The following is a 22,972-nucleotide window of genomic DNA, read 5'->3' as shown; positions in this document are numbered from 1 at the left end:
CTGGAGGGTCAGATCAGGGCGCTGATCAGCCCTGCGCCGAATTGTCGGGAGACGGGTTCGGCTTGGTCCGATGCTGGGCCATGAAGGCGTCGAACTCTTCCTTGTCCTTGGCGTGGCGCAGGCGATCGAGGAATTCCTTGAACTGGACCTGCTCCTCTTCGAGCCGGCGCAGCGTCTCCATCCGATACTCGTCGAAGGCGCGGTTGCCGCTCGACGGCGGGCCGAAGCCGAAGCCGCCGCGATCCATGCGATTGCGCATCCGCTCCATCTTCCACTGCATCCGCTCCATCTTGTTGGCGAAGCGATCGCGATCCCAGCAACCCATGTTTCTGCTCCAGAGTGTGTAGAAGAGAAGTGCAAGGCCGATCGGCCACCAGACGATGAAGCCGGCGACCGTCAGCAGGATCCAGCCCGGATGCCAGGACGGCCGAAGCATCGGCTGATAGCGCGGCTCGGTCGGGCCCCATCGATTGTAGTCAGCGGCGTTGGCCATTTGCTTCTCCATCGGCTCGGTGCCGTTGTGAATGTAAATAACATTTACATACTTGGAGCATTCCAGCAGTTTGTCAAGCAACAGCGGTCGGAGGTTTGGCGGATTTTTCGCCGCAGGGCTCACCTTGCGGTGAGCACGGCCCTCAAGCGGCCGGGCCCCACGGGCCGGAGCGCTTTGGTTCTGCAGGCTTTTCGGCAGCAGCGGCGGCATCGGTCGAAAACCCGAGGCCCCGCAGATAGATCAGCACGCCGGCCTCGAGCAGGTCTTCGGCGGCCATCGGCAGCTTGCGGCGGGCACCATCACCCCGGCCGAATAGCGAGGCGATGCCGTGCGACATCGACCAAATGTGCAGCGCCATCATCAGGGCCGGCGGCCGGGTGACGCCCGGCGGGGTCAATGCCGCCAGCCGTTCGGCGGCGGCACGGATGACGTTGAAGGCACGCTCCGAAGCGGTCAGCAGCATCGGATTGACGTCGATCGGAACGCCGGATTCGAACATCGCCGAGTAATAAGCCGGCTCGTTGCGGGCGAATGCCAGATAGGCCCGTCCGACCCGCATGAACGCCGTGACGGTGTCGGGACGGCCGTCGTCCCACGCTTTCGCCAGCACCTGCTCGAACAGTTCGAAACCACGCTGGGCTATGTTTGACAGCAATTCGTCGCGGTCGCGGAAGTGGCGGTACGGCGCCGCCGGGCTGACGCCGGCCATCCGCGCGGCATCGGCGAAGGTAAAGCCGCCGGGGCCTTTCTCCGCGATCAGCCCAAGCGCCGCCTGCAGCAGCGCTTCCTTCAGATTGCCGTGATGATAGCCGCGCTCGGCGCGGCCCTGTTCCTTGCGCCAGCTCATGTGAAGGGGTCTTACATGAGGGCGGTGTAAAGGTCACTAACCCAGTTGCCCGGGTGGGAGCGAGGCGCCGCCAATGGCAGGGCAGCGGCGGATCGATCAACCCGCCGCCACGAGGTGCGGCCTCAACGCCGCGCGGCCGCCTGCATGGCTTCGAATCCGGCGGCTTCGGCCTGCACGTCGGCCGGGAAATCGGCCATCTCCTGCACTTGCCGGATCTCGACGATCTCGTTCGGTCCGGCCGGGCAGCGCGTCGCCCAGGCGATCGCCTCCTCCCGCGACGCAACTTCGATCATCCAGTAGCCGCCGAGAACTTCCTTGACCTCGGCGAACGGGCCGTCGGTCACGACCGGTTTGCCGGTATCAAAGCTGACGCGAGCGCCCATTGAGGGCGGATGCAGACCGTCGCAAGTAATGAGTGCTCCCGACTGCTGCAGCGCTTCGTTGTACTTCATCATCGCGGCGACGGCGGCGGCATCCGGCATCACGCCCGGCTGCGCCGCCTCGTACCCCTTCGGGATCATCAGCATCATGAAACGCATCATCACTCTCCCTGCTCGATTGGATTGGCAGCTTGAAGACGATCGGTAACAGTACACGCCGACATGCGATGCGAGAGATTTGCAGTGCAACGCACGTCAGCACACCAAACCGCCGACAAATTGCCGCCGCATTGAGCCACCAGCCTGTCGAACGTCACTATTCGCAGAGTGGGGACTCTAAGTGCGAATGGTCGTCGCGGGGTGTTCAGCGTATCTCATCAACGATCAGGTCTGGCGCATCGTCGCCGGGCTGTGCCTGCGCGGTGCAGGTCCATCTCCGATCGTGATGCCCGCGGGCCGCAGCAACGGCTCTGCAGACTGGGGAGAGAACCGCATGAACGACGCTACCAAACTCGCTGCTTCGCGGGCGATGGCTCATCTGCTCGCCGCCGCAGCGCTGCTGACGATTGCCGGCGTGGTGTTCTACGTGCGTTGACGCAACGCGAGGTGCCGACAAACGAAGCGCCGCCGGCACAACAACCGGGCGGCGCTTCGGAGTCGTAAAGATCAGCTATTGGTCGTGATGCTGGGGTCCGACTTCAGCCGATCGTAGGTTTCTTTCTCACCACGGACTTCCTGCTCCGCCTGCAGCCAGAATTCGTCGCTGCGCCCCTCCGGCTGGCCCTGGGCCTCCCACAGCTCACGCGCGCGATGGCGGATCCGCTCTTCGAGTTCGTCTTGCATACAAAACCTCCCAAACCTCAAAGGCGGTGTCGTGCCCGCCTGGACACAAAGTTGTATTTCAGTTCGATGTAAACCAGATGTCGTCGACTTGTTCCCAAGCGCGATCGCCCGCGACGGCGCGCCGCGCTGGACAGCGATGGCACGCCGCTGGCATGTGAAGCCTCGACCTTCCACGTCTGACCTCCCCGCTTTCGCATGATTGGAACGCCCATGACCGCATCCTCGCCCCATGTCGCGCTGGTGACCGGAGCCGCTCGCGGCATTGGACTCGCTGCAGCCAAGCGCTTTCTCGCCGACGGCTGGTCGGTGGCGCTGCTCGACCGCGACGATGACGGGCTGCGCGCCGCAATGCAGGCACTGGCCCTGCCCGAGCGCACCATCGCGCTGCATTGTGACGTCGCCGATCGCGAGTCGGTGGCGCGCGATATCGCGGCGGTCACCGAGCGGTTTGGCCGCCTCGATGCGCTCGTCAACAACGCCGGGATCGCGGTGTTCAAGCCGCTGATGGAGACGACCCCGGACGAATGGCAGCGGGTGATGGATGTGAATCTCACCGGTCCGTTCCTGATGACCCAGGCTGCGGTGCCGCTGATGCGCGATTCCGGCGGCGGCGCCATCGTCAACATCACGTCGATTTCATCGCTGCGTGCCTCGACGTTGCGCGTCGCCTACGGATCGAGCAAAGCGGGGTTGGCCCACTTCACCAAGCAATGCGCGGTCGAACTTGCGGCGCTCGGCATCCGCGTCAACGGCGTCGCGCCCGGCCCGGTCGACACCGCAATGGCCAAACAGGTCCACACGCAGGACATCCGGTCGGACTATCGCGACGCAATTCCGATGGCGCGCTACGGCCTCGAGGAAGAACTGGCGGAGGCGATTTTCTTCCTGTGCAGCGATCGCTCCAGCTACATCACCGGGCAGATCCTGGCGGTCGACGGCGGCTTCGACGCCGCCGGCATCGGCCTGCCGTCGCTACGCGGCGAACGCAAGACCAGTTAGTCGTCGGGCCGACACGAAGCCTACGCGCTCGCACGCCCGGCGGCTTCGCTCTCCTGCATCAGCCGATCGAGATGCATCCGGATGTGCGAGGCCTCGGCGGGAGTGCGGGCGAGCGCAATCGCGCGATCGAAGGCGACGCGGGCTTCATCACCGCGTCCCTGCTGTAGCAGCAGCGCACCCTTGGCACCGAAATAGTGAAAGTAGCTGCCGAGCCGCGCTTCGAGCGGCTCGATCATCGCCAGCGCCGCTTCCGGTCCGCGCAGCTTGGCCACCGCCACCGCGCGATTGAGCGTGATCACCGGTGATGGCTGCAGGATTTCGAGCGAGCCGTACAGCAGATCGATCTGCGCCCAGTCGGTGTCTTCGTAACGCGGGGCGCGGGCGTGCAGAGCCGCGATCGCGGCTTGGATCTGATACGCACCGGTGCGGCGGTGGCGCATCGCCTTGTCGATCAGTGCCAGCCCCTCGGCGATCATGGTGACGTTCCACAGGCTGCGGTTCTGATCTTCCAGCAGCACGATTTCGCCGGCGGCATCGAACCGTGCTGGCGCTCGGGCATGCTGCAGCAGCATCAGTGCCGTCAGCCCCATGATCTCCGGCTCGGACGGAAATAGCCGAAGCAGCAGCCGCGCCAGCCGGATCGCTTCCTCGCACAGCGGCGCGCGGACGCCAGCAGTCTCGCCCGCGGCCGAATAGCCCTCGTTGAAGACGAGGTAGATCATCGCCGCCACCGCGCCGAGGCGCTCGGCGCGTTCGACCGCGCCGGGGGTCTCGAACGGCACGCCGGCCCGCGCGACCTTGGCTTTGGCACGGGTGATACGCTGCTCCATCGCCGCATCGGACACCAGGAACGCCCGCGCGATCTGCGGCACCGTCAGTCCCGAGACGATGCGCAGCGCCAGCGCGATCTGCTGGGTCGGCGGCAGCTCCGGGTGACAGCAGATGAACAGCAGCCGCAAAATGTCGTCGCGATAATGCGAGCCGTCGAGCCGCTCGGCGAGCGCGTCCTCGGCATCGTCGAGATCGGAAATCGCCGCGTCATCGGGAAGCGGCTGTTGCTTCTTGCCGCGGCGCAGATCGTCGATCGCAACATTGCGGCCGACCATGATCAGCCAAGCAGCAGCATCACGCGGGGGCCCATTCTGCGGCCAGGATTTCAGCGCCCGCAGGCAGGCGTTCTGGAATGCCTCCTCGGCGGTGCCGAGATCGCGGAAGTAGCGCAGCAGCGCGCCGATCGCCTGGGGCCGCGCGGCGGTGATCGCGGTCTCGATCCAGGCGAGATCGGTCATGGCTGCGTGGTCCCCGGCATGAACAATCCGATCGGACGGATTTCATAAGCCCCACCCGGGTTGGCGCGGCCGAGATCGCGCGCAACGTCGAGCGCGCCATCGAGGTCCTCGCATTCGACCACGTAGAAGCCGAGCAATTGCTCCTTGGTCTCGGCGAACGGACCGTCGATCACCACCGGCGGCTCCGAATCCTTGCGCAGCGTTGTCGCCGCCGTGGTCGGCAGCAGCCGCGCCACCGGCCCGAGCCGCCCAGCCTCGGCGAGCTTGCCATGCACGGCCTTGAGCTTCTCCATCACGGCGGCATCTTCTTCGCGGCTCCAGGAACCGACGAAGTTCTCGTCATGATAGCAGAGGATGGCGTAGAGCATGGCGTGCGTCTCCCTCGGCTGTAAGACGATCAGCGTCGTCCTTGGCCGACAGCATGGCGGAGAAGTTTGCGCCGACCAAGACGCATCTCGGTTCCATTCAGCGGCAGCGGTTGGGCCGTGCGCCGGGAGAGTGGTCGAGTGAAGCCATCAGCGAACCAAAGGTCACTGCGCGCTCCCACTCTCGCTTGCGGGAGAGGGCTGGGGTGAGGGCGTCCCGAGCACTGGCTCAGCGCCTCGCTGAGCGGAGTGCCCTCCCCCGTTGCTCAGTGCGCAGGGAGAGAGAGTCGAGGGCTACGCCAGCAGTCGCGCCTTCAATTCGGACAACGCACGGGTGAATACGGCCGCATCATTGCGTGCACGCGCCAGCACAAGGGCCCCCTGGATCGACAGCACCGCATCCTCAGCGCGGCGCCGGGCGGCGGCGGCCGAGAGGCCGCAGCGGCGCAGCGACGCCGCCAGCGCATCCTGCCAGCGGGCGAAATAGTCGTTCACCGGCGCGGCGAACTCATCGCGCGCATGGCCGAGCGCAATCACGCCGACCAGACAGACGCGACGCCCCGAACGGAAATACTCGTCCACGCCCGAGAGCATCGCCGCGATGGCGGCGCCAGGATCGCCCGGATCACGCAACGGCGCGAAGATGTTGGCCTCGAACCAGCCGTCGATCTCGGCCAGCACCTCTTCGGCCATCTGTTTTTTGCCGCCGGGGAAGAAATGATACAGGCTGCCCTTGCCGAGCCCCGTCGCCTCCGTGATCAGCGCCAGCGAAGCCCCTTCGTAGCCGTGGGTCCGAAATACTTCGCCGAGCAGCGGCAGCAGGGTGGCGCGGTCTTTCATGTCTCTCCCGACACGGTCTCAGAACGGCTCTGCGGCGAGCCCCGGTACATCGTCGGGACGCGGACCGGGCGCCGGCCAATGGAAGCGGCGGTCGCTCTCGCTGATCGCGACGTCGTTGATGCTGGCCTCGCGCCGCCGCATCAGCCCATCGTCGTCGAACTCCCACTGCTCGTTGCCATAGGAGCGATACCAAAGCCCGTTGTCATCGCGCCACTCGTATTGAAAGCGCACAGCGATGAACCGGCCGTCGAACGCCCAGAGGTCCTTGATCAACCGGTACTCGTGCTCCTTCGCCCATTTGCGGGTCAGGAATTCGACGATCGCGTCACGTCCTTGCAGAAACTCGGCGCGATTCCGCCAGCGGCTGTCGGGCGTATAGGCGAGCGACACTCGCGCGGGATCCCGCGAGTTCCAGGCGTCTTCGGCCATCCGCACCTTCTGGGCGGCGGTCTCGCGGGTGAACGGCGGCAACGGCGGACGCGACATGACGGCTTCTCCACTGCGAAAGGAACGCAGCGAGATTGTACCGATCGGTACAGCGAGTCAAGCACGCTCGGTCGTCGATGGCTCCGTTTCGGCGGCAGCAGTGTTGTGCGTGTGGTCTGTCCGCTCTTCGCCGGGGTGATCGACCGGCACGGTAGGAGGAACCGTCACCAGCGTCGGCAGGGTCCGGTACCAGGTCGCAACCCAGGCCACGCCGGTCATCAGACCGATGCCGCCGACGCTGACCAGGATCTGCATCGCGATGCTGCTCGACACCTGGACCAGGATCCAATGCGCCGTGAAAGCCAGGATCACACCGAAGCAGAACACCGGCAGCGAGCGCTGGCCGCACAGGATGATCGGGCGCAGATGCTCCGAGCGTAGCGCCGGCAAATCCGGCGGCAGCAGCTTTATGACGATCGCCAGCAGCGCCAGGAAGTGGATCAGCCGCACCGGCGCCAGACTGGTCTTGTCGATCGGGTACAAGATCTTGCCGATCGATTCCGGCACCAGGCCGTACAGCGCTTCGAAATTCCAAGACAGCGCGATCACCAGCGCAACCAGCACGATCGTCCAGCTCAGCAACTGATTGGGCAGAGACTTCACCCAGGGGCGGATCTGCGGGCCATTGCCGAAACCGCACCAGATGCCGAACACGAACAGGAACTGCCAGGCGAACGGGTTGAAGTACCAATGCCCGTCCGGGAACGACGGCAGATTCCAGCCGAAGTGGCGGGAGACGAAATATAGCAGGCCGGAGCATACCAGCGTCAGATGCGGCCGGCGCAGCAGGCCCCACAGGATCAGCGGTGCGGCAACCACCAGCACGATGTACAGCGGCAGCACGTCGAGATTGACGGGCTTGTACTTCAGCAGCAGCGCCTGCTGGATCATCACGTCGGGATTTTCGAGGAATTGCGCGACGTTGAACTCGTCCTTGTACATCGGATTGTCGAACCGACGCGCCGCGCGGGAGATCTGCGCGGTGAAGAACAAGAATAGAAAGATGTGCGCGACGTAGAGCTGCGCCGCGCGGGTCCACAGCCGCTTGGTCGCCGCGACCATTTCGCCGGCACGTACCGCCGGCCCATAGGCGAACCCGATCGAGTAGCCGGAGATGAAGACGAAGAACTCGGCCGCGTCGCAGAAGCCGTAATTGCGCAGCGTGAACCAGTTTAGGAAATTGTACGGGATATGATCGACGAAGATCATCCACTGGCCGACGCCGCGCAGGAAATCGAGCCGCAAATCGCGCTCGCCCTGCCCCATCAGCGGCACCTCGCGAGACTGCACTCCTCTGGTCACGCCTCGCCTCCCTGTGCGCCCGAATCAGCCGTTACGCCGCCAATCTAACCGACGGCGGACGCACAAGCTGTCCGGGAGACACCGGGGCGACCCACAGGCCGCTGGGCAGGCTAATGCAGCTTGACCGTAGGCGTGGGACGCGTCGAGCCGGACAGCACGCTGAGCAGCGTGCGACCGCGGCCGTACAGCGCGGCTTCGTGCATCTTGTACAGCGAGCGATACATGAAGCGGGCGAAATAGCCCTCGATCAGGAAGCTCTTACCGACCAGCGACCCCATCAGATTGCCGACCGCCGAGTACTTGCCGAGCGACACCAGCGAGCCGAGATCGCGGTAGCGGAACTCTCCCAGTGGCTCGCCGTTCAGCCGCTTCTCGATCTGCTCCAGCATGAATTCGGCTTCCTGGTGCGCGGCCTGCGCCCGCGGCGGCACGCCATTCTCGTAGCCGGGAATTGCGCAGGCGGCACAGTCGCCCATTCCGAACACATTATCGTCGCGGGTGGTCTGCAGCGTCGGACGGACCACCAGCTGGTTGATGCGGTTGGTCTCCAGGCCGTCGATGCCTTCGAGGAAATCCGGCGCACGCACGCCGGCGGCCCACACCACCAGCTCCGACGGGATCACTTCGCCGTCGGCCAGACGGACCGCATGATCCAGCACTTCTGCCACGCGGGCGCCGGTGCGCACCTCGACGCCGAGATCGAGCAGCAGCTTCAGCGTCGCTTCCGAGATCCGCGGCGGCAGCGCCGGCAGAATGCGCGGCGCGGCTTCGATCAGCACGATCTTGAGATCGTGCTCCGGATCGATCTTGTCGAGACCGTAAGCGATGATCTCGCGCGCGGTGTGGTGCAGCTCGGCGGCGAGCTCGGTGCCGGTGGCGCCGGCGCCGATGATCGCAACGTGGAGCTGGCCGGGCTCGATCGGCGTGTGCTGATGCTGGGCGCGCAGGCAGGCATTGACCATCCGCTTATTGAATCGGGACGCCTGCTCCGGCGTCTCCAGCGGCACCGCGTGCTCACGGGCGCCGGGGGTGCCGAAATCGTTAGTGACGCTGCCGATCGCAATCACCAGCGTGTCGTAACCGAGCTCGCTCTCCGGATTGATCTCGCGGCCCTCGTCGTCGATCACCGGGGCCAGCTTGATGACCTTGCGGTCGCGGTCGAGACCATTCATCTCGCCGAGGCGGTAGTGAAAGCCGTGCCAGTGCGCCTGGGCCAGATAGTTCAACTCGTGCTGAGAGCGACGCAGCGAGCCGGCGGCGATCGCGTGCAACAGCGGCTTCCAGATGTGGGTGCGGCTGCGGTCGACCAAGGTGACGCGGACAGCGTCCGACTTGCCGTATTTGTTGCCGAGCGCCGTGGCGAGTTCCAGGCCACCGGCGCCGCCGCCGACGATAACAATCCTATGGGGCGTATCACTCATCAAGATGTCCGAGGGGTTCGAGCTTCCGGCTCGCCCCCTGTAACACCAAATTCCGGAGCGCCCTAGCTCGGGAAACAGGCAACCGCCGCCCGGGCGGGATCAGGCGACGTCCGCCTTCATGGCGACCCGAAGCGGTATCGGGATAGGCCTCGCCCGCCCGCCCGAGACGAACGCGACCTTGACCTTGGCCTCTATCAGCACGAGGTCGCCGCGCTTGATCTGCTGCTGCATGGTGATCGACGCGCCGCGGACTTCGACCGGCCGGGTGATCACCTCGAGCAGGTCGTCCATCTTGGCCGACTTGAGGAAGTCGAGCTGCATCGACCGCACCACGAAGGCAAAGCCCGGGGTTTCGCTTTCGGCTTCCGCGAACAACTCGCTCTGCGCCGCCCCAAGCAGCCGCAGATAATTGGTCCGCCCCCGTTCCATGAAGCGCAGATAGTTGGCGTGATAGACGATGCCGGAGAAGTCGGTGTCTTCGTAATAGACCCGGACGTGCATGTGATGAGCGCCATCGATGATGGCTCCGTCGAGGGAATGATGATGCAAGCGAGCGTCGGTCATCGTTGATGCTACTCTTGGTCCCCGGCATCGCCAAACAGCCCGAACTGCGCGGGATCGCGCGAGGGGGCGGCGAGGCCGAGGTGGCGGAAGGCGTGGTCGGTCAGCAGGCGACCGCGTGGGGTGCGCTGCAGGTAGCCGCACTGGATCAGATAGGGCTCGATAATGTCCTCGATGGCGTCGCGCGGCTCGGACAAAGCCGCCGCCATCGTCTCGACGCCGACCGGACCGCCGCCATAGTTGAGCGCAATCGTGGTGAGGTAACGCCGATCCATCGCGTCGAGGCCGGCGCTATCGACTTCCAGCGCGCCAAGCGCGTGGTCGGCGATGGCGCGGTCGATCGCTTCGGCATCCGCGGCCGACGCAAAGTCGCGGACCCGGCGCAGCAGCCGACCGGCGATCCGCGGCGTGCCGCGGGCGCGGCGGGCGATTTCGTTGGCGCCGTCAGCCGTGATCGGCGTGCCGAGCACGCGGGCACCTCGAGTGACGATGCTTTCAAGCTCTTCGATGGTATAGAAATTCAGCCGGATCGGAATGCCGAAGCGGTCGCGCAGCGGATTGGTAAGCAGGCCTGCGCGCGTGGTGGCGCCGACCAGGGTGAACTTCGACAGGTCGATCTTCACCGAGCGCGCCGCCGGGCCCTCGCCGATGATCAGGTCGAGCTGAAAATCCTCCATCGCCGGATACAGCACCTCCTCGACCGACGGGCTGAGGCGGTGGATCTCGTCGATGAAGAGCACGTCGCGCTCTTCGAGATTGGTCAGCAAGGCTGCGAGATCGCCGGCCTTGGCGATCACCGGGCCAGACGTCGCGCGAAACCCGACGCCGAGCTCGCGCGCCACGATCTGCGCCAGCGTGGTCTTGCCGAGCCCCGGGGACCTACGAACAGCACGTGGTCAAGCGCCTCTTTGCGCTTGCGCGCGGCGTCGATGAACACCTGCAAATTCGCACGCGCCTGCTGCTGGCCGACGAACTCGGACAGATTCTGCGGCCGCAGCGCCGCATCGCCGAGGTCATCACCGCGACGCTCGGGTGTGACGAGACGGGAAGGTTCAGTCATGGGGGAAGTGTACCATGCCGCCGAACACTGAGCGCTCCCCTCCCCCTTGCGGGGAGGGGTCGGGGGTGGGGGTCCACGAGCACTGTGCCCGCGTCGCCCTCACCCCAGCCCTCTCCCGCAGGCGGGAGAGGGAGTGCGCTGTGCCGGGAGCGATCTCATCGGGCAACACACTCACAACACCCGCTCCCGGCTGTATTTGTTCGGCAGCAGATCGCTGATCCCGACCGCTTCGACACCATCCGGCCCAGGCACCAGCACACGGGCGTTGCGGTCGTAGTCCCAGATCAGTTCACGGCAGGCGCCGCAGGGCGAGACGACGCGGACTTCGCGGTCGGCCTCGTGCGGCTTGGGATGACGGACCGCCACGATGGTGTCGATCCCGGCCTCCCCAAGCTCGGTGATCACTTGGCCGAGCGCGACCGCTTCGGCGCACACCGCCATCCGGCCGAGATACGCATCGAGATTGACCGCCACATAACGCTTGCCGGTACGGGTCAGCAGCGCGGCACCGACCTCCTGCCAATCATTGCGATAGCGCTTGGTGATCGCCGCAATCGCGGCATCGATCAGCGCGCGGTCGGCGTCGGTGATACTCACTTCGACAGCTCCTTCAGGCCGAGCTTGATTAGCTGCGCCGTCTCGGCATCCTCACCGGCCGTGCGGGACGCTGCGGCAACGGCGGCCGCCGCCTGCGGCTGGCCGTAGCCGAGATTGACCAGCGCCGAGATCGCATCGGCCACTGCGCGCGGCGCGCGATTGTCGTCGATCGCGCCGGAAAGTTTCACCACCGCCGGATCGACCGCCCCGAGCGCCGGCACCTTGTCCTTCAGCTCAGTGACGATGCGCTCGGCGACCTTCGGCCCGACGCCAGGCGTGCGCGCCACCGCGGCCTTGTCGCGCAGCGCAATCGCGTTGGCGAGATCGTTCGGCGGCAACGTCGACAGCACCGCCAGCGCCACCTTGGCGCCGACGCTCTGCACGGTCTGCAGCAGGCGAAACCACTCGCGCTCGTGATCGGTGCGGAAGCCGAACAGCTTGATCTGGTCTTCGCGCACATAGGTTTCGATCGACAGCGTCGCCGCCTCGCCGGGCGACGGCAGCGCCTGCAAGGTGCGGCTGGCGCAGTGCACCTGATAGCCAACGCCCTGCACGTCGAGGATCACGTAATCCTCGCCGTAGCTGTCGATGATGCCCTTGAGCTTGCCGATCATGTTGCGGCTCCAAGGCGAGGCGCCTCTTCTCCCCTCTCCCTTGCGGGGAGGGGTCGGGGGTGGGGGACCACGGGCACGGTGCTCGCGTCGCCCTCACCCCAGCCCTCTCCCGCAAGCGGGAGAGGGAGCGCGCTGTTCTCTTCCCCCCTCCCCCCTGCGGGGAGGGGTCGGGGGTGGGGGTCACCGAGCACTGTGCCGGCGTCGCCCTCACCCCAACCCTCTCCCGCAAGCGGGAGAGGGGGCGCGTCGCGCAAGGGAAGAGGCATCGCTCCAAACATCCTCACGCCCCCACCGCCTTCAGCCGCTGCGCGGCGCCGCGGTGGTGGGCGTGGGTGATGGCGATCGCCAGCGCATCGGCGGCGTCGGCACTTTTCGGATCGGCTTTGGGCAGCAGGATCTTCAGCATCATCTGGATCTGGGTCTTGTCGGCATGGCCAGCGCCGACCACCGTCTTCTTCACGAGATTGGGCGCGTATTCGGCGACCAGGAGGCCGCGCATCGCCGGCACCAGCATCGCGACACCGCGCGCTTGGCCGAGCTTCAGTGTCGCGGCGCCGTCCTTGTTGACGAACGTCTGCTCGACCGCCGCTTCAGCCGGCGCATGCTCGGCCAGCACTTTTGTCAGCCCGTCATGGATCGCCAGCAGCCGCTCGGCCAGCGGCAACGTATCACGCGGCTCCACCGTGCCGCACGCGACATAGACCAGCCGATTGCCCTCGCTCTCGACCACGCCCCAGCCGGTGCGGCGAAGGCCGGGGTCGATGCCAAGGATACGGATCGGGCTACGAATCGACGCTGGGGTCATGCGCATGTGATAGCGCCGAAAAGCTTAAGAACAAAATAGCAACGGCGCGCTGTGCGGAGCCTTCCCCAGCGCCGCATCGAGAGTCCCGGCAAACGCGACGCTCCTCGTGCAAACCCGAGGTGAGCAGATTGTGTTTTACAACCTAAAGTTGTGATGATTGCATAGCGCTATCGGAGATAGCCGATAGGAGATCATCATGAGCCGAGTTATCACTCACGGTCAGGTTAAACGGGTTTCGGAAACTGACGCCTTTGCAGTGCCGGTGGAGAGCCTGACGTTTCCCACCCTCCAGCCAATCGGCCCTTTGCCGCCGGCTGGAACAACGGGCGTTCTCATCACCCAACGCGTGCCGAACACGCCTTACACGCCGGCTCCGCCGCCGCCACCACCGGTGCCGGCGAACCAGACCATCATCTACGAGGACGGAAACAACAACAACACCATCTACATGCGAGTGGTGTCGGTGGTCGGGCCTGCGAAGTACAACATCGCGGTGCTTTAAAGCGACACGTCGTGGATGCGCGGCCGAGCGGCCGCGCAGTCCTGATCAGCCGGCCATCTTCGCCATCAGGGCGTCGGAGACTTCGAAGTTGGCGTAGACGTTCTGAACGTCGTCGTGGTCGTTCAGAGCGTCCATCAGCTTGAACAGCTTCTCGCCGGTCTCGTCATCGACCGCGACCGTGTTTTGCGGCTTCCAGATCACCGCCGCCTTGCGGGCCTCGCCGAACTTGGCTTCGAGCGCCTTGGCGACATCACGGAAGGTTTCCTGCGAGGCATAGACCTCGTGGCCGGCCTCCGACGACACCACGTCGTCAGCGCCGGCTTCGATCGCGGCATCGAGCATATCGTCGGCCGAGGCCTTGTCGGCGTCGTATTCGACGATGCCGACGCGGTCGAACATGAACGACACCGAGCCGGTTTCGCCGAGGTTGCCGCCCGACTTGGTGAAGAACGAGCGGATGTCCGACGCGGCACGATTGCGGTTGTCGGTCAGCGCTTCGACGATCACCGCGACGCCGCCGGGGCCGTAGCCCTCGTAGCGGATCTCATCATAGTTCTCGCTGTCGCCGCCGATCGCCTTCTTGATCGCGCGCTCGATATTGTCCTTCGGCATGTTTTCCGCACGCGCCGCCAGCACCGCGGCCCGCAGCCGCGGGTTCATCGCCGGGTCGGGGGTGCCGAGCTTGGCGGCGACGGTGATTTCGCGGGCGAGCTTGCTGAACAGCTTGGACCGCTGTGCGTCCTGGCGGCCCTTGCGGTGCATAATGTTCTTGAATTGCGAATGTCCGGCCATGCGCTCTCTCTCGCGGGTCGATCCGTTGGAATTTCGGGCTGCGGCGCGGCGTTATAAGCGGCGCATCCGCCAAAATCAAAGACTTGCCGCCGCCATCCGGCGCGAAACCCGTAATTCCACTGAAAGAAAATTTAACCGTAACTTCACGGGGTACCGCGAGAGTAGCAGGCCATCTTCTAGTTTTGCGGGAGGAACCATGGCGTTCGGCCTATTTCGCAAGCGGTCGCCGGAGACGGCGGCCCTGAACGTCGTGGCGGGTCCATCTCCGTCGGCACCCGAACCGACCGTCGCGGAGACCGATTCCGCCCGTGAAATCCTCGAATTGCTGGAGCTGGAACTCGGTTCGCTGATTCGGCAGCTCGAACGCGCCGCCCATTCCGTGACCACCGGCGTGCAATCGACCACCTCGACGCTGCACACCATCCGCGAGCGGACCGACGCCCTCACCGGCCGCAGCAGTGCGGCCCAGGCGACCGCCAGTTCGTTCTCCGAGGCCGCCGACAAATTCACCCATTCGGCCCACGGCATCGGCGCCCAGGTCCGCCAGGCCTCGCAGCTCGCCGACGACGCCAGCGCGGCCGCCAATGAGGCCACGGCCAATGTCGAGCGGCTGCGCGATTCGTCAGCCGCGATCGGCAACGTGGTCAATCTGATCTCCCAGATCGCCCGCCAAACCACGCTGCTGGCATTGAACTCGACCATCGAGGCGGCGCGCGCGGGCGCGGCCGGCCGCGGTTTCGCCGTGGTGGCGACCGAGGTGAAGGCGCTGGCGGTGCAGACCCAGGAGGCGACCGAGGAGATCAAGCGCAAGATCGACGCGTTGCAGCGGGATGCCTCCAGTTCGGCCGATGCCGTCCATCGCATCACCAGCGCGATCGCGGCGATCCGGCCGGTGTTCGACACCGTCAACGGCGCGGTGGCCGAACAGAACGCCACCACCGGCGACATCGCCGGCAACGCCACCTCGGCCTCGACTTTCATCGCCTCGGTCGGCGACAGCGCCGCGGAAATCGACAGCGCCACCCGCGAAGCCGAGCAGCACGGCGACGAGGTCGCACGCGCCGGCCAAAACGTCACCAACTTCGCCGAGAAGCTCCGGGCCAGGACCGCGGTTCTCCTCAAGCTCGGCGACCGCGAAGACGCACGGCGGCGCGAGAAGCTGCCCTGCCACCTGCAGATCGATCTCGACACCCCACGCGGCAGGATCACCGCGCCGGTATACGAGATCTCGATGGACGGCGTACTGATCAGCGGCCCTGCCGCGGGCACGCTGACGACCGGCCAACAACTGGCCGCTGAGCTTCAGGACATCGGCGCCTGCCGCGTCCGCATCGCCGAGCACGGCAAGGCCGGCGCGCTGGCGCGGTTCGTCGCCCTCGACGCAGGCCTGCAGCAGCGGATCGAGGATCGGCTGTGGGCGATCCGTGACGAGAACACCGAGTTCGTCACCCGGGCCATCGAGGCCGGGCATGAACTTTCGAAGATCTTCGAACGCGGCATTGCGTCCGGCGCGCTGACGCTGGAGCAGATGTTCGACGAAAACTACGTCGAGATCGCCGGGACCGATCCGAAGCAATATCGCACGCAATATCTCGATTGGGCCGACCGCGCGTTGCCGCCGTTCCAGGAAAGCTTCCTGGCCAAGGACCCGCGGATGGCGTTCTGCGTGATGATCGACCGCAACGGCTATCTGCCAGTGCACAACAAGCTGTACTCGCAGCCGCAGCGGCCGGGCGACGTCGCCTTCAACACCGCCAACTCACGCAACCGCCGGATCTTCAACGATCCGGCCGGGATCGCCGCAGGACGCAATACCCGCTCGTTCCTGATTCAGAGCTACGCCCGCGACATGGGCGGCGGCCAGACCGTGATGATGCGTGAGATCGATGTACCGGTGCGCGTGCGTGGCCGGCACTGGGGCGGCTTCCGCACCGCGTACAAACTGTGAGCGGATCGGCTGCTAACCAGAAAGCCGGTAGCGGCCGCTGATCACCGGGTCGCCCTCGGTGGCGACAACGCCGCGCATCACCAGATCTTCCAGATGCGCCAGCACCGAGTAACCCGCGGCGCTGACGAGCCGCGGGTCGATGCCGATATAGATCGCCCGCACCATGCTGGGGATATCGGTCTCGCCCTTGCCGAGGCGATGCAGGATCGAAGCTTCCCGCGCCAGCCTGTGCCGCTTCAGGAATCGCGAGTAGCGCGGGCCTTCGGGAATCTCGGCGCCGTGGCCGGAGAGATAGAGCTGCTCATCGCGGCCGATCAGCCGGTCCAGCGACGCCATGTAGTCCGGCATCGAGCCGTCCGGCGGCGCCACGATGGTGGTCGACCAGCCCATGATGTGATCGCCGACGAACAGCGCATCACCCTCGCGCCAGGCGAACGCCATGTGGTTGGCGGTGTGGCCGGGCGTCGCCACCGACTCGATCGTCCAACCGTCGCCTTCGATCATGTCGCCATCGCGGATTTCGACGTCCGGCTTGAAGTTGCGGTCGGCGCCGGACTCGGTCGACACCGTCTCGCTCTCGAAATACGGCCGCGACGCCCGATGCGGCCCTTCGGCATAGACGGTGGCGCCGGTCGCCTGCTTGATCAGCGGCGTGCCGGGCGAATGGTCCTTGTGGGTGTGGGTGACCAGGATGTGCGTGACGGTCTCGCCTTTGACGGCGTCCAGCAGCGCATTGGCATGGGCCTCGTCCGCAGGGCCCGGATCGATGATCGCGACCTTGCCGCGACCGACGATGTAGCTAACGGTGCCGGTGAAAGTGAACGGCGACGGATTGTTGCACAACACGCGGCGCAGGCCGGGACGGATTTCCTCGACGACGCCCGGCTGCAATCCGAATTCGCGATTGAACGGAACGTCGTCCTCGGACCTGCTCTCGTCGCTCATGGCTTTTCCAACCAAATTTGATTGTTGTTTGTTCTTACCAACTCACCCGGATAGTCATCCCCCGCGGATGCGGGGGATCCAGTACTCACCGCCATCGCGTATCGCGAACGCTCTAGGATACTGGGTCGCCCGCCTACGCGGGCGATGACGGCAGAGCGGGAAACGGAGGGCGCGGACTTACGCCCCGCCTTACGCGAACGCCTGCAGCCCGGTGATCGCGCGGCCGAGGATCAGCGCGTGCACGTCGTGGGTGCCCTCGTAGGTGTTCACCGTCTCGAGGTTCTGGGCGTGGCGCATCACGTGGTACTCGATCTGGATGCCGTTGCCGCCGTGCATGTCGCGGGCCATACGGGCGATGTCGAGCGCCTTGCCGCAATTGTTGCGCTTGACGATCGAGATCATCTCCGGGGCCATCTTGCCCTCGTCCATCAGCCGGCCGACGCGCAAAGACGCCTGCAGCCCGAGGGTGATCTCGGTCTCCATGTCGGCGAGCTTCTTCTGCACCAGCTGGGTCGCAGCCAGCGGACGGTTGAACTGCTTGCGGTCGAGCGTGTACTGCCGGGCGCGGTGGAAGCAGTCCTCAGCGGCGCCCATCGCGCCCCAGGAGATGCCGTAGCGCGCGCGGTTGAGGCAGCCGAACGGACCCTTGAGGCCCGACACGTTCGGCAGCAGCGCGTCTTCCGGAACGACCACGCCGTCCATCACGATCTCGCCGGTGATCGAGGCGCGCAAGGAGAGCTTGCCGCCGACCTTCGGAGCCGACAGGCCCTTCATGCCCTTCTCGAGGATGAAGCCACGGATCTGGTTGTCGTGCGCGGCCGACTTCGCCCACACCACGAACACGTCGGCGATCGGCGCGTTCGAGATCCACATCTTGCTGCCGGTGAGGCGATAGCCGTCGGCAACCTTCTCGGCCTTGGTCTTCATGCCGCCGGGATCGGAGCCGGCATCCGGCTCGGTCAGGCCGAAGCAGCCGACCCATTCGCCGGAGGCGAGCTTGGGCAGATACTTCTTGCGCTGGTTCTCATCGCCGTAAGCGTAGATCGGATACATCACCAGCGAGGACTGCACGCTGTTCATCGAGCGATAGCCGCTGTCGACCCGCTCGATCTCGCGCGCCACCAGGCCATAGGCGACGTAGCTGGCATTGGCGCAGCCGTATTCTTCCGGCAGCGTGACGCCGATCAGGCCGAGTGAACCCATCTCGTTGAAGATCTCGCGGTCGGTCTTCTCTTCGAGATACGCTTGGTTGATGCGGGGCAGCAGCTTGTCCTGGGCGTAAGCGCGCGCGGTGTCGCGGATCATCCGCTCGTCTTCAGTGAGCTGATCTTCCAGCAGCAGCGGATCATCCCACTTGAAGCTCGCCTGAGCCGGCTTGTCCTTGGTTTGCGCGCGCACGCTCATCGATTGTCCTTTCAGACCTTGCCGCTTCGGGCGACGTTGATGGGGAGGGTAAAACCTCGGTCAGGTGCCTTCAAGGTGCTCGTTGCCGACGATTTCGATGCCGAAACCCGACAGGCCCTTGTAGTCGATCTGCGACGTGGTGAGATGACGGATCGACGTCACGCCGAGATCACGCAGGATCTGCGCACCGACGCCGATCTCGCGCCATTGCCGGTGCCGGTCGGCTTCGGCGGTCTTCTGCTCGTCGATCGGCGACACCGGCACGCCAGCGGCGCCATCGCGCAGATAGATCAGCACGCCGGAACCGTTCTTCTTGAACTGCGCCAGTACCGATTCCATCCGCCGGGGACCGGTGAAGATCTCCTTGACGATGTTCGGCTTGTGGAACCGGGTCAGCACGTTCTTGCCGTCGCCGACGCCGTTGAAGACGAAGGCGATGTGGGCGATCTCGTCGAACGGCGAGCGATATGCATAGCCCTGCATCACGCCGATCGGGCTTTCGACCGGGAACGTGGCGACGCGCTCGATCAGCTTCTCGCGGGCCTGGCGATGCGCGATCAGGTCGGCGATCGTAACCAGCTTGAGATTGTGCTTCTTGGCGAATGCGACGACCTGCGCACCCTTGGTCACGGTGCCGTCGTCGTTCATCAGCTCGCTGATCACACCGACCGGCGGCAAACCGGCGAGCTTGCACAGGTCGACCGCAGCCTCGGTATGTCCCGAGCGCAGCAGCACGCCGCCCTCACGCGCGATCAGCGGGAAGATGTGGCCGGGGCGCGCGAAGTCGGCGGCGCCGGCATTGGGATTGGCGAGCGCGCGGCAGCACGATGCGCGCTCGTCCGCCGAGATGCCGGTGCCGTTGTCCGGCTTGTAGTCGATCGAAACCGTGAAGGCGGTGGTGTGGTTGCTGTCGTTGTGCGCGACCATCGGGTCGAGCCGAAGCCGCCGCGCGTCTTCCATGGTGATCGGGGCGCAGACGATGCCCGAGGTGTGGCGGATGATGAACGCCATCTTCTCCGCCGTGCACAGCGAGGCAGCGACCACCAGATCGCCTTCCCCTTCACGATCATCGTCATCGGTGACGACGACGATTTCGCCGGCGGCGAAGGCTTGCAGAACTTCTTGAATCGGGTGCGCCATGATCGGATCTCTGAAACAGGACCCGACCATATGACGCAGCGCGGGCGGCGACGCAAGGCGGGCCAGCCGGGCGGCCGCCTTGCGCGAAATTCTCTACCGCAGAGCGGAATTGAAACGACGCGTGCGGTTGGCCGTTACTCCGCAGGCGAAGTCGCCGCGGCCTTCTTCTTGACGAACTGATCGTAAGCCTCGACCGCCTGGGCGGCGTACATCACGCTCGGGCCGGCGCCCATGTAGATCGCCATGCCCATGGTCTCCATCACCTCGTCGCGGGTCGCGCCGTGCTTCACCGCGGCTTCGGCATGGAAGCCGATGCAGCCGTCGCACCGCGTCGCCACCGAGATCGCCAGAGCGATCAGCTCCTTGGTTTTGGTATCGAGCGCATTCGCCTTGAGCGCGGCCTGGGCGATCGCCGAGAAGCCCTTCATGACGTCCGGCGCGCCGGTGCGGACTTCGCGCAGCGCCACCGACAACTCGCCCGTCAGATCGATCCAGTTCTTGTGCATGGTTTCACCTATTCAACAAAGGCAACTCCCGGGAGCGGGCTGCGCCGCCCCGAGAGCCACACTTGGGTAGTGACGTCAAGACTTGGTCGAGCAGGTCTTGATGCCGAGCAGCGTATAGGCCGGGCAGAAGCCGATTCCCGCGGTCAGCAGCGGGACAACGCCGATCCAGGCCCAGATCGGACCGCCGGTCAGCGCCCAATAGATCAGGCCGGCGCCGACGATGGCGCGCAGCAGACGATCGATCATTCCCATGTTCACAGTCATCTTCGTTTCCCCTCGCTCGGTTGAGTGACACGCTGGTTGTATGGCGTGCGGGGATCACGGTCTGTGACCAAGTCACCGGCGACAGAGAAGACGTCGAGAATCTGCGAGGAGAGGTTCAGCGGGCGGCCTGCGCGGCGGCCCGCAGCGGGGCAGCATTGCGCAACTCGACACGACCTCGTCCGAGGCTGACCCAGCCGCGGCGTTCGAAGGTCTTGAGATGGCGGCTGACGACTTCCCGCGCCGAACCGATCTCGGCGGCGAGCTGGGCATGCGTGATCGACAATTCGCGGCCGTCCGCCGCCAGCGCCAGCAAGCGCGAGGCCAGCCGCGTCTCGATCGAGGCGAACGCGACGTTTTGGATCACCGCCATCAGATCCGCCATACGTGCGGCCTGGGCGTTGAACACGAAGCTGCGGAACTGCGCCGAGCGGCCGATCAAATCGTGGAACGTCGCGGCCGGCAGGCCCACCGCCTCAACCGGGCTCTCGGTCACCGCGAAAGCGCTGTAGCTGTCGGAGGCGAGCAGCGCCAACGTGGTGAGAATGCAGATGCTGCCGGGGCCGAGCCGGTACAGCACGATCTCGTTGCCGGCCGGATCGAGCTGGAACACACGTACCGTGCCGCGGCACACCAGAATGAACATGCCGCAGGGCTGATCCGGAGCGAACACAGAGGCGCCGGCCGGCAGGCTCATCGCCATCGCGGCCCCAGCCAGTGCGCTCCGTTCCGTCTCCGGCAGCTCCCCGAGCGCCGGGAAGCCGCGCAACCAATCCACAGCAGGCAACATCGCCACCAAGCCAGTTCGCGTTCGACCTGCGAAGGATAGAGGCGAGCGCCGCAGCGTCCAGTTGATCTTGATCAACCGAACGCGGCGGCGAACCGCCGCGCACGCGACTGGCGCATCTGCGAAGTTCGAAGGACGCGCAGAACGCGTTACGGATTCTCGGTCGCGGTCGACGGGCCAGAGATCACGTCACCATCGCGATGGCGCCAGTAGCGGGCGCGCAGGCGCGGCGCAATCAACCACGCGATCGGCGCTGCAACCACGAAGCTCGCCACCACCATCGCCGGAACCCATGCCATGGCGTTCTGCGACAGTGCGGGGATCGTCAAGATGGCGACCATGCCGATGCCGAACAGCACCGCGTTGGTCATCATGTAAACGAGAGAAGCGATGCGAAAGCGGTTGGACATCTTGAACCTCCTGTTCGGAGGTCAATGTCAATGATGCGAGAGTGTTCCGAGAGGAACATGGACCGACGGGTCATCGCAGCGATGATGGCCTACGAGCCGGAGATGTCGGCGATTGTCGAGCCACGCTTAATTCCTGTCGTAGGAGGTCACGTCTCGTGTCCTCATCTTTCGACGGTGTTATGTTACTTTCCACTGTTCGATTTGCGAGGTGGCGCAGCTGCAATCTTCAGTTAAGGTGGTTGAATTCGTCAGGGACTTCAACGCGATGTCTTGCTTACGGAAATCGCTACTGATCGGTGTCGTCGTGCTGCTCGCTGCTCCGGTGCAGGCGCAGCTCTCGCCCAATCCCCGCGCGGTCAATGATTGCACATTGCTGACAGATCCGACGGCGCTGCGCCGATGCATCGAGAAGCAACAGGGCGTCACGACCTATTCCGAAACGCCGCCACCGCGAAGCGATGTCTCACCACTGCTCAAGCGCGAAAGCGACTATTATCGGCGCAGCAAGGCCAAGAAGCCGAAGCGGAAACGCAACCGCCTGCCATGATCGGCCGTGCCGGTTCATCGGCACGTCGGTTTCAATATGCCGTCTGCAGGATGCAGCCGCGACCACCGGCGGCGACGGAAGCGCACAGCTCGGCCTCGGCGGTCGGCTTCTTCGTACTCGCACGACCGCGCTCTGCGCGGTTGGCAGCGCGCGGAGCGGCAGGCGCCGGGACGGCCGGAAGCACGCGTGTCGTCGCGGCAACGGCCGGTGAGACGATCGGCGGCCGGGCCAGCACGCCGGCGCTGATCGCCGACGCATCGGCACGATTGGCAGCCCAATCCTCCGCACTGGAGCCGGTGATGCGCAGCACGTAATCGCGGGTTTCGGCCGGCAATTCCGAGGTTCCGCGCAGCCAAGACGACACCCGGCCAGCGCCGGCATTATAGGCGGCGGCGGCGAGGCCGAGATTGCCGAACTGGCGGCGTAGGTCGGCGAGATAGCGCGCGGCGGCCGGGATCGCCTTGAACGGGTCGAATGGATCGTCGAGCCCGCGCGCGGCGGCCGTGCCGGGCATGAACTGCGCGATGCCCATGGCACCAGCACGGCTCACTGCCAGCGTGAACATGGTGCTTTCCTGGTTGAGCAGCCGGGTCAGGAACGCCGGCGGCAAGCCATTGTCCTGCGCGGCCTGCGCAATCACTTGCGCCCATGGCACCGTTGGCGCGGCGGGTGCATCAAACGACGAGTCGCCGGCGCGCGCGGTCACCACCAAGCCGCCGGCATCGGCGACGCGCTGCTGCGCCATCACACCGCCGCAGCTCGCGCCGGCCACGATCGCGGCAAGTGCCACTTTCCATAGCCAGGCGAGAGTGGCCCGCGCTGCCATGG

Annotated in this window: 27 protein-coding genes and 1 pseudogene; 4 read left to right on the top strand and 24 right to left on the bottom strand. The window is 65.5% G+C overall.

Translation table 11 applies throughout. From position 1 onward, the window contains the following. Positions 1 to 25 precede the first annotated feature (25 nt). The 4 genes from LRC39_RS05925 to LRC39_RS05910 all read right to left on the bottom strand — a co-directional run bounded on the left by LRC39_RS05925 (position 26) and on the right by LRC39_RS05910 (position 2,563). Positions 26 to 493: a DUF2852 domain-containing protein gene (locus LRC39_RS05925; RefSeq protein WP_107357410.1), complete on the bottom strand. Its 468-nt coding sequence runs from the start codon at positions 491 to 493 to the stop codon at positions 26 to 28. Between the two features lie 142 nt (positions 494 to 635). After that, positions 636 to 1,340: a TetR/AcrR family transcriptional regulator gene (locus tag LRC39_RS05920; protein WP_346296641.1), complete on the bottom strand. Its 705-nt coding sequence runs from the start codon at positions 1,338 to 1,340 to the stop codon at positions 636 to 638. A gap of 122 nt (positions 1,341 to 1,462) precedes the next feature. After that, positions 1,463 to 1,879, bottom strand: a complete 417-nt coding sequence (locus tag LRC39_RS05915; RefSeq protein ID WP_346296640.1) for a YciI family protein — start codon at positions 1,877 to 1,879, stop codon at positions 1,463 to 1,465. A 507-nt stretch (positions 1,880 to 2,386) separates the two neighbouring features. Then, positions 2,387 to 2,563 (bottom strand): DUF2934 domain-containing protein, encoded by a 177-nt coding sequence (locus LRC39_RS05910; protein WP_107343270.1) that lies wholly within the window; start codon positions 2,561 to 2,563, stop codon positions 2,387 to 2,389. Positions 2,564 to 2,773: 210 nt separating this feature from the next. Between LRC39_RS05910 and LRC39_RS05905 the strand changes: the two genes are divergently transcribed. Beyond that, positions 2,774 to 3,562, top strand: coding sequence for an SDR family NAD(P)-dependent oxidoreductase (locus tag LRC39_RS05905; protein ID WP_107354485.1), 789 nt, complete (start codon positions 2,774 to 2,776; stop codon positions 3,560 to 3,562). A 20-nt stretch (positions 3,563 to 3,582) separates the two neighbouring features. Here the strand turns inward: LRC39_RS05905 and LRC39_RS05900 are convergent, their stop codons facing one another. The 11 genes and pseudogenes from LRC39_RS05900 to ruvC all read right to left on the bottom strand — a co-directional run bounded on the left by LRC39_RS05900 (position 3,583) and on the right by ruvC (position 12,902). Continuing rightward, on the bottom strand, positions 3,583 to 4,851 hold the full coding sequence (locus LRC39_RS05900; protein ID WP_346296639.1) for an RNA polymerase sigma factor: 1,269 nt from the start codon (positions 4,849 to 4,851) through the stop codon (positions 3,583 to 3,585). After that, entirely contained in the window at positions 4,848 to 5,219 is a 372-nt protein-coding gene (locus LRC39_RS05895) for a YciI family protein (RefSeq protein WP_346296638.1), read from the bottom strand. Before LRC39_RS05895 ends, LRC39_RS05900 begins: the two co-directional genes overlap by 4 nt. Positions 5,220 to 5,510: 291 nt before the next feature. Then, positions 5,511 to 6,056 carry a TetR/AcrR family transcriptional regulator gene (locus LRC39_RS05890; protein WP_346296637.1) on the bottom strand — a complete coding sequence of 182 codons (546 nt, stop codon included), beginning with the start codon at positions 6,054 to 6,056 and terminating at the stop codon, positions 5,511 to 5,513. A gap of 18 nt (positions 6,057 to 6,074) precedes the next feature. Continuing rightward, on the bottom strand, positions 6,075 to 6,542 hold the full coding sequence (locus LRC39_RS05885; RefSeq protein ID WP_346296636.1) for a nuclear transport factor 2 family protein: 468 nt from the start codon (positions 6,540 to 6,542) through the stop codon (positions 6,075 to 6,077). A 57-nt stretch (positions 6,543 to 6,599) separates the two neighbouring features. Further along, positions 6,600 to 7,808 carry an OpgC domain-containing protein gene (locus tag LRC39_RS05880; RefSeq protein WP_430624938.1) on the bottom strand — a complete coding sequence of 403 codons (1,209 nt, stop codon included), beginning with the start codon at positions 7,806 to 7,808 and terminating at the stop codon, positions 6,600 to 6,602. A gap of 146 nt (positions 7,809 to 7,954) precedes the next feature. Continuing rightward, positions 7,955 to 9,265, bottom strand: coding sequence for an NAD(P)/FAD-dependent oxidoreductase (locus LRC39_RS05875; protein WP_263990799.1), 1,311 nt, complete (start codon positions 9,263 to 9,265; stop codon positions 7,955 to 7,957). A gap of 99 nt (positions 9,266 to 9,364) precedes the next feature. Beyond that, complete coding sequence (gene ybgC / locus LRC39_RS05870; protein ID WP_346296634.1) at positions 9,365 to 9,829, bottom strand: tol-pal system-associated acyl-CoA thioesterase; 465 nt, start codon at positions 9,827 to 9,829, stop codon at positions 9,365 to 9,367. An 8-nt stretch (positions 9,830 to 9,837) separates the two neighbouring features. Next, a pseudogene (gene ruvB, locus LRC39_RS05865) lies at positions 9,838 to 10,886 on the bottom strand (Holliday junction branch migration DNA helicase RuvB). Positions 10,887 to 11,057: 171 nt separating this feature from the next. After that, positions 11,058 to 11,483, bottom strand: coding sequence for a cytidine deaminase (locus tag LRC39_RS05860; RefSeq protein ID WP_346296633.1), 426 nt, complete (start codon positions 11,481 to 11,483; stop codon positions 11,058 to 11,060). Continuing rightward, positions 11,480 to 12,097: a Holliday junction branch migration protein RuvA gene (gene ruvA, locus LRC39_RS05855; RefSeq protein ID WP_107354477.1), complete on the bottom strand. Its 618-nt coding sequence runs from the start codon at positions 12,095 to 12,097 to the stop codon at positions 11,480 to 11,482. The genes LRC39_RS05860 and ruvA overlap by 4 nt, the downstream gene beginning before the upstream one ends. 280 nt (positions 12,098 to 12,377) lie before the next feature. Further along, complete coding sequence (ruvC, locus tag LRC39_RS05850) at positions 12,378 to 12,902, bottom strand: crossover junction endodeoxyribonuclease RuvC (protein WP_107357407.1); 525 nt, start codon at positions 12,900 to 12,902, stop codon at positions 12,378 to 12,380. Positions 12,903 to 13,098: 196 nt separating this feature from the next. Here ruvC and LRC39_RS05845 point away from each other — a divergent pair, with 196 nt between their 5' ends. After that, positions 13,099 to 13,404, top strand: a complete 306-nt coding sequence (locus LRC39_RS05845; RefSeq protein WP_346296632.1) for a hypothetical protein — start codon at positions 13,099 to 13,101, stop codon at positions 13,402 to 13,404. A gap of 45 nt (positions 13,405 to 13,449) precedes the next feature. Here the strand turns inward: LRC39_RS05845 and LRC39_RS05840 are convergent, their stop codons facing one another. Next, on the bottom strand, positions 13,450 to 14,196 hold the full coding sequence (locus LRC39_RS05840; RefSeq protein WP_164573973.1) for a YebC/PmpR family DNA-binding transcriptional regulator: 747 nt from the start codon (positions 14,194 to 14,196) through the stop codon (positions 13,450 to 13,452). Between the two features lie 196 nt (positions 14,197 to 14,392). On the opposite strand from LRC39_RS05840, the gene LRC39_RS05835 reads away from it, so the two are divergent. After that, positions 14,393 to 16,144: a methyl-accepting chemotaxis protein gene (locus tag LRC39_RS05835; protein WP_346296631.1), complete on the top strand. Its 1,752-nt coding sequence runs from the start codon at positions 14,393 to 14,395 to the stop codon at positions 16,142 to 16,144. 12 nt (positions 16,145 to 16,156) lie between these two features. Here LRC39_RS05835 and LRC39_RS05830 read toward each other — a convergent pair whose 3' ends face one another. The 7 genes from LRC39_RS05830 to LRC39_RS05800 form a co-directional block, all read right to left on the bottom strand. Continuing rightward, a complete protein-coding gene (locus tag LRC39_RS05830) occupies positions 16,157 to 17,089 on the bottom strand; it encodes an MBL fold metallo-hydrolase (protein ID WP_346296630.1) in 933 nt (310 codons plus the stop codon). Positions 17,090 to 17,278: 189 nt separating this feature from the next. After that, positions 17,279 to 18,493 (bottom strand): acyl-CoA dehydrogenase, encoded by a 1,215-nt coding sequence (locus LRC39_RS05825; RefSeq protein ID WP_346296629.1) that lies wholly within the window; start codon positions 18,491 to 18,493, stop codon positions 17,279 to 17,281. Positions 18,494 to 18,553: 60 nt separating this feature from the next. Then, positions 18,554 to 19,633 carry a 3,4-dihydroxy-2-butanone-4-phosphate synthase gene (gene ribB / locus LRC39_RS05820; RefSeq protein WP_012494818.1) on the bottom strand — a complete coding sequence of 360 codons (1,080 nt, stop codon included), beginning with the start codon at positions 19,631 to 19,633 and terminating at the stop codon, positions 18,554 to 18,556. 134 nt (positions 19,634 to 19,767) lie between these two features. Then, on the bottom strand, positions 19,768 to 20,139 hold the full coding sequence (locus LRC39_RS05815) for a carboxymuconolactone decarboxylase family protein (RefSeq protein ID WP_012494817.1): 372 nt from the start codon (positions 20,137 to 20,139) through the stop codon (positions 19,768 to 19,770). A 75-nt stretch (positions 20,140 to 20,214) separates the two neighbouring features. Continuing rightward, positions 20,215 to 20,403 (bottom strand): YgaP family membrane protein, encoded by a 189-nt coding sequence (locus tag LRC39_RS05810; protein ID WP_107343254.1) that lies wholly within the window; start codon positions 20,401 to 20,403, stop codon positions 20,215 to 20,217. Positions 20,404 to 20,518: 115 nt separating this feature from the next. Next, complete coding sequence (locus LRC39_RS05805) at positions 20,519 to 21,190, bottom strand: Crp/Fnr family transcriptional regulator (RefSeq protein ID WP_119020152.1); 672 nt, start codon at positions 21,188 to 21,190, stop codon at positions 20,519 to 20,521. A 146-nt stretch (positions 21,191 to 21,336) separates the two neighbouring features. Next, the gene (locus tag LRC39_RS05800; RefSeq protein WP_346296628.1) at positions 21,337 to 21,597 is read right to left on the bottom strand and encodes a hypothetical protein; all 261 of its coding nucleotides are present in this window, start codon (positions 21,595 to 21,597) and stop codon (positions 21,337 to 21,339) included. 208 nt (positions 21,598 to 21,805) lie between these two features. Here LRC39_RS05800 and LRC39_RS05795 point away from each other — a divergent pair, with 208 nt between their 5' ends. Then, a complete protein-coding gene (locus LRC39_RS05795) occupies positions 21,806 to 22,144 on the top strand; it encodes a hypothetical protein (RefSeq protein WP_346296627.1) in 339 nt (112 codons plus the stop codon). 31 nt (positions 22,145 to 22,175) lie between these two features. Here LRC39_RS05795 and LRC39_RS05790 read toward each other — a convergent pair whose 3' ends face one another. Beyond that, entirely contained in the window at positions 22,176 to 22,970 is a 795-nt protein-coding gene (locus LRC39_RS05790; RefSeq protein WP_346296626.1) for a lytic transglycosylase domain-containing protein, read from the bottom strand. Positions 22,971 to 22,972: the final 2 nt, after the last annotated feature.

It is taken from the genome of Rhodopseudomonas sp. P1, from assembly GCF_039642825.1.
In the GTDB taxonomy this organism is placed as follows: Bacteria; Pseudomonadota; Alphaproteobacteria; order Rhizobiales; family Xanthobacteraceae; genus Rhodopseudomonas; species Rhodopseudomonas palustris_H.
This window is presented reverse-complemented; position numbering and strand designations above follow the sequence as displayed.

Bases quoted from the DNA above. Each gene is read 5' to 3' on its own strand.
- LRC39_RS05925 (WP_107357410.1), bottom strand. From the start codon at position 493: ATGGCCAACGCCGCTGACTACAATCGATGGGGCCCGACCGAGCCGCGC.
- LRC39_RS05920 (WP_346296641.1), bottom strand. From the start codon at position 1,340: ATGAGCTGGCGCAAGGAACAGGGCCGCGCCGAGCGCGGCTATCATCAC.
- LRC39_RS05915 (WP_346296640.1), bottom strand. From the start codon at position 1,879: ATGCGTTTCATGATGCTGATGATCCCGAAGGGGTACGAGGCGGCGCAG.
- LRC39_RS05910 (WP_107343270.1), bottom strand. From the start codon at position 2,563: ATGCAAGACGAACTCGAAGAGCGGATCCGCCATCGCGCGCGTGAGCTG.
- LRC39_RS05905 (WP_107354485.1), top strand. From the start codon at position 2,774: ATGACCGCATCCTCGCCCCATGTCGCGCTGGTGACCGGAGCCGCTCGC.
- LRC39_RS05900 (WP_346296639.1), bottom strand. From the start codon at position 4,851: ATGACCGATCTCGCCTGGATCGAGACCGCGATCACCGCCGCGCGGCCC.
- LRC39_RS05895 (WP_346296638.1), bottom strand. From the start codon at position 5,219: ATGCTCTACGCCATCCTCTGCTATCATGACGAGAACTTCGTCGGTTCC.
- LRC39_RS05890 (WP_346296637.1), bottom strand. From the start codon at position 6,056: ATGAAAGACCGCGCCACCCTGCTGCCGCTGCTCGGCGAAGTATTTCGG.
- LRC39_RS05885 (WP_346296636.1), bottom strand. From the start codon at position 6,542: ATGTCGCGTCCGCCGTTGCCGCCGTTCACCCGCGAGACCGCCGCCCAG.
- LRC39_RS05880 (WP_430624938.1), bottom strand. From the start codon at position 7,808: ATGGGGCAGGGCGAGCGCGATTTGCGGCTCGATTTCCTGCGCGGCGTC.
- LRC39_RS05875 (WP_263990799.1), bottom strand. From the start codon at position 9,265: ATGAGTGATACGCCCCATAGGATTGTTATCGTCGGCGGCGGCGCCGGT.
- ybgC (WP_346296634.1), bottom strand. From the start codon at position 9,829: ATGACCGACGCTCGCTTGCATCATCATTCCCTCGACGGAGCCATCATC.
- ruvA (WP_107354477.1), bottom strand. From the start codon at position 12,097: ATGATCGGCAAGCTCAAGGGCATCATCGACAGCTACGGCGAGGATTAC.
- ruvC (WP_107357407.1), bottom strand. From the start codon at position 12,902: ATGACCCCAGCGTCGATTCGTAGCCCGATCCGTATCCTTGGCATCGAC.
- LRC39_RS05845 (WP_346296632.1), top strand. From the start codon at position 13,099: ATGAGCCGAGTTATCACTCACGGTCAGGTTAAACGGGTTTCGGAAACT.
- LRC39_RS05840 (WP_164573973.1), bottom strand. From the start codon at position 14,196: ATGGCCGGACATTCGCAATTCAAGAACATTATGCACCGCAAGGGCCGC.
- LRC39_RS05835 (WP_346296631.1), top strand. From the start codon at position 14,393: ATGGCGTTCGGCCTATTTCGCAAGCGGTCGCCGGAGACGGCGGCCCTG.
- LRC39_RS05830 (WP_346296630.1), bottom strand. From the start codon at position 17,089: ATGAGCGACGAGAGCAGGTCCGAGGACGACGTTCCGTTCAATCGCGAA.
- LRC39_RS05825 (WP_346296629.1), bottom strand. From the start codon at position 18,493: ATGAGCGTGCGCGCGCAAACCAAGGACAAGCCGGCTCAGGCGAGCTTC.
- ribB (WP_012494818.1), bottom strand. From the start codon at position 19,633: ATGGCGCACCCGATTCAAGAAGTTCTGCAAGCCTTCGCCGCCGGCGAA.
- LRC39_RS05815 (WP_012494817.1), bottom strand. From the start codon at position 20,139: ATGCACAAGAACTGGATCGATCTGACGGGCGAGTTGTCGGTGGCGCTG.
- LRC39_RS05810 (WP_107343254.1), bottom strand. From the start codon at position 20,403: ATGACTGTGAACATGGGAATGATCGATCGTCTGCTGCGCGCCATCGTC.
- LRC39_RS05805 (WP_119020152.1), bottom strand. From the start codon at position 21,190: ATGTTGCCTGCTGTGGATTGGTTGCGCGGCTTCCCGGCGCTCGGGGAG.
- LRC39_RS05800 (WP_346296628.1), bottom strand. From the start codon at position 21,597: ATGTCCAACCGCTTTCGCATCGCTTCTCTCGTTTACATGATGACCAAC.
- LRC39_RS05790 (WP_346296626.1), bottom strand. From the start codon at position 22,970: ATGGCAGCGCGGGCCACTCTCGCCTGGCTATGGAAAGTGGCACTTGCC.